Annotated in this window: 3 protein-coding genes and 1 pseudogene; 3 read left to right on the top strand and 1 reads right to left on the bottom strand. The window is 63.5% G+C overall.

Going from position 1 to position 3,168, the window contains the following annotated elements; translation table 11 throughout:
* Nucleotides 1-144: 144 nt before the first annotated feature.
* The 3 genes from mltG to gmk all read left to right on the top strand — a co-directional run bounded on the left by mltG (nt 145) and on the right by gmk (nt 2,902).
* Nucleotides 145-1,278, top strand: coding sequence for an endolytic transglycosylase MltG (gene mltG, locus B4E36_RS11425; protein WP_292053192.1), 1,134 nt, complete (start codon nt 145-147; stop codon nt 1,276-1,278).
* A 95-nt stretch (nt 1,279-1,373) separates the two neighbouring features.
* On the top strand, nt 1,374-2,261 hold the full coding sequence (locus tag B4E36_RS11420; protein WP_292053196.1) for a YicC/YloC family endoribonuclease: 888 nt from the start codon (nt 1,374-1,376) through the stop codon (nt 2,259-2,261).
* Between the two features lie 2 nt (nt 2,262-2,263).
* Entirely contained in the window at nt 2,264-2,902 is a 639-nt protein-coding gene (gene gmk, locus B4E36_RS11415) for a guanylate kinase (protein WP_018062990.1), read from the top strand.
* A gap of 47 nt (nt 2,903-2,949) precedes the next feature.
* Here the strand turns inward: gmk and B4E36_RS11410 are convergent.
* Nucleotides 2,950-3,168: pseudogene (locus tag B4E36_RS11410) on the bottom strand (hypothetical protein); the annotation flags it as partial.

Here is a 3,168-nt window from a genome sequence, read left to right as displayed (position 1 = left end):
CGGCTCGACCGGCTGAGCTTAGACTGGCCGTTTTCATCCGGTTCGCCGGCAATGTCGGACATTGATAGAAACAGCGATACCGGCAATTCATTTGGGTCAGGCGGCTTTCCAAAGTCGTCGAGGAATACGCGATAAGGGGGTCCGGTGAGCGACTCGGATCAGGACAGTGAGCGCGGTTCAGCGCCGGAACGCAGACCGGCGGCGGTCAAGTCCGCCAAGCAGGCGTTGCGGCCCGAGCGCGTGCCCCAGCCGAAGGCGCGGTCCCACAAGGCCAAGAGCCCGGTCGTCATCTTCCTCAACTTCATGATGACGCTGCTGGTGCTGTGCTGCCTCGGCGCGATCGCGATCTATTACTACGCCATGTCGAGCTATCGCGATCCCGGTCCGCTTGCCGGCGATACGGAGTTCACGGTGAAGAGCGGCGCCGGGCTTGCGACGATCGCGCGTGACCTGGAGCGCGAGGGCATTATCTCCGATTCCCGGATTTTCCGCTATGTGACGGCCGCGCGCATGCGCGACGGCGAGACGCTGAAGGCCGGCGACTACGAGATCGAGGCGGGCGCTTCGATGGAAGAGATCGCCGATCTGTTCGAATCCGGCAAGTCGATCCTGTTCAGCATTTCCTTTCCCGAGGGGCTGACGGTGCGCGAAGTCTTCGACAAGCTTGCCGCCGACCCGAACCTGTCCGGTGATCTTCCCGAGGAACTGCCGCCGGAAGGCAGCCTGATGCCGCAGACCTTCTCCTTCGCGCGCGGAACGCCGCGCACCGAGATCGTGGAGCAGATGAGGGAAGGGCAGGCAGCGCTGGTCGATGAAATCTGGCTGCAGCGCGCCAGGGATCTGCCGATCGAGAACAAGGAGGAGTTCCTCACCCTGGCCTCGATCGTGGAGAAGGAGACCGGCGTGGCGGAAGAGCGGCCGCTGGTGGCGGCGGTGTTTCTCAACCGTCTCAAGCGCGGCATGCGCCTCCAGTCCGATCCGACCGTGATCTACGGCATCTTCGGCGGCGAGGGGAAACCTTCCGATCGCCCGATCTACCGCTCCGATCTCGACAAGGAAACGCCCTATAACACTTACCGCATCAACGGGTTGCCGCCGGGGCCGATCGCCAATCCCGGACGCGATGCGCTGGAGGCCGTCGCCAACCCCGCCGAGACCGATGCGCTCTACTTCGTTGCCGATGGCAGCGGCGGCCACGCCTTTGCCGAGACGCTGGATGAGCACAACGCCAATGTGCGGGCCTGGCGTAAGGTCGAGGCCGAGCGGTCCGCCAACTGATCCTTGGTATAAAACCGTGCGTTTGCCCGTCTATTGCGTTCCGACGTTGCGTCAAATCCTGTAGTGTGCCGCCAAGCGAGCGTTTGCGAGGGACCATGACACAGCAATCGATGACAGGTTTTGCCCGCAGTCAGGGGCAGTTCGATCGCTATCGCTGGACCTGGGAGCTGCGTTCCGTCAACGGCAAGGGCCTCGATCTGCGTCTCAGACTGCCGCAGGGTTTTGACCATCTGGAAAGCGCTGTCAGAAAGCTTGCCGCCGCAAGGCTGACGCGCGGCAATGTGCAGGTTGCGCTCAACCTCAGCGTATCCGACAGCAAGCTGGAACTGGCCGTCAATGACAGCGCGCTCGAGGCCGTGCTCGATCTCAAGTCCCGGCTAGCCTCCAGACTGGACGATTCGCGCCTGTCGCTCGAAGGACTGCTGGCGATTCGCGGCATTGCCGAACTGCGCGAGGCGGAGGAGCGCGGCGAAACCTTGCAGAAACGCGAAGCCCTGATCCTGCGCGATCTTGAACTCGCGATCGATAGGCTGGCTTCGATGCGTGCGGAGGAGGGCGAGAAGATCGTCGCCGTGCTGCAAGGGCAGGTCGACGCGATCAAGGCGTTGACGGACGATATCGAGGCGGATCCCTCGCGCCAACCCGCCATGATCGCGGCCAAACTCTCCGAACAGGTGCAGCGGCTTCTGGAGGCAGCCCCCTCCCTTGAAAGCGATCGGCTCTATGCCGAGGCGGTGCTGCTGGCCACCAAATCCGATATTCGCGAGGAAATCGACCGGCTGCGCGCCCATGTGACGGCCGCCCGCGCGCTGCTCGTCGAGCCCGGGCCGTGTGGTCGCCGGCTCGACTTTCTCGCGCAGGAATTCAACCGCGAGACCAATACGATCTGTTCGAAATCCAATTCGGTGGGGGTTACGGCTGCCGGGCTTGAATTGAAAACGGTGATCGATCAATTTCGCGAGCAATTGCAGAATCTGGAGTGAGCATGGACGTGAGCGAAACGGTGAGACGGCGGGGCGTGATGCTGGTGCTGGCGGCGCCTTCGGGCGCTGGCAAATCGACGATCGCGCGGCGGCTTCTGGCAGAGGACCCGATGATCGATCTCTCGATCAGCGCCACCACGCGGCAGATCCGCCCGAGCGAGCGCGAGGGCGTGCACTATTTCTTCATGGACCCGGAAGGCTTCATGAAGAAGCGCGACGAGGGCGCGTTTCTGGAGTGGGCGGAAGTGCACGGCAATTACTACGCCACGCCGAAGGCCGCCGTCGAACAATCGCTTGCCGCCGGTCGCGACGTGCTGTTCGATATCGATGTGCAGGGCGCCGAGCAGTTGAAGCAGGCCATGCCCGGCGATGTCGTCGGCATCTTCGTGCTGCCGCCCTCGATGGAGGCGCTGAGGGCGCGGCTTCTGGCGCGCGCGGAAGACAGCAAGGCCGCGATGGAAGTGCGCCTCAAGAACGCCACCGGCGAGATTTCCCATTGGCGGGATTACGAATATGTCGTCATCAACGACGACCTTGACGACGCCTACGACCTCGTCCGTTCGATCCTGCGCGCCGAACGTGCCAAGCGCGAACGCGAAACGGCAATCCCGCGTCACGTCGAGCGGTTGCTCGGGAACTAGAGCTCAGGCGATCTCGGCGGGCAGACCGGCCTCGGATATCAGATAGGTTATCGCGAGCCGGGATTGTCCGGGTCGAAATCGAAGCGGTCCGGTACGGCGAGGCCGTTTTCGAGGTGTTTCTCGATGGCGCGCAGTGACACGCCGTCGCGATAGAGCCAGGGATCGCGGGTCTCGCGCTGCCAGGCTTCTGTCGCGGCGCGCATTTCAAGCAGGCGGCCGCGGTGGGCGGGGTCGTCGGCCAGGTTGGTTACCTCATATGGGTCGGC

This window comes from Martelella sp. UBA3392 (genome assembly GCF_002358775.1).
GTDB classification, from domain to species: domain Bacteria; phylum Pseudomonadota; class Alphaproteobacteria; order Rhizobiales; family Rhizobiaceae; genus Martelella; species Martelella mediterranea.
The sequence above is the reverse complement of the archived record's forward strand: the minus strand, read 5'-3'. Positions and strand labels throughout refer to the sequence as shown.

What these genes read in the sequence shown, in the direction of transcription:
- B4E36_RS11420 (WP_292053196.1), top strand. Translation starts at nt 1,374, where the DNA reads ATGACACAGCAATCGATGACAGGTTTTGCCCGCAGTCAGGGGCAGTTC.
- gmk (WP_018062990.1), top strand. Translation starts at nt 2,264, where the DNA reads ATGGACGTGAGCGAAACGGTGAGACGGCGGGGCGTGATGCTGGTGCTG.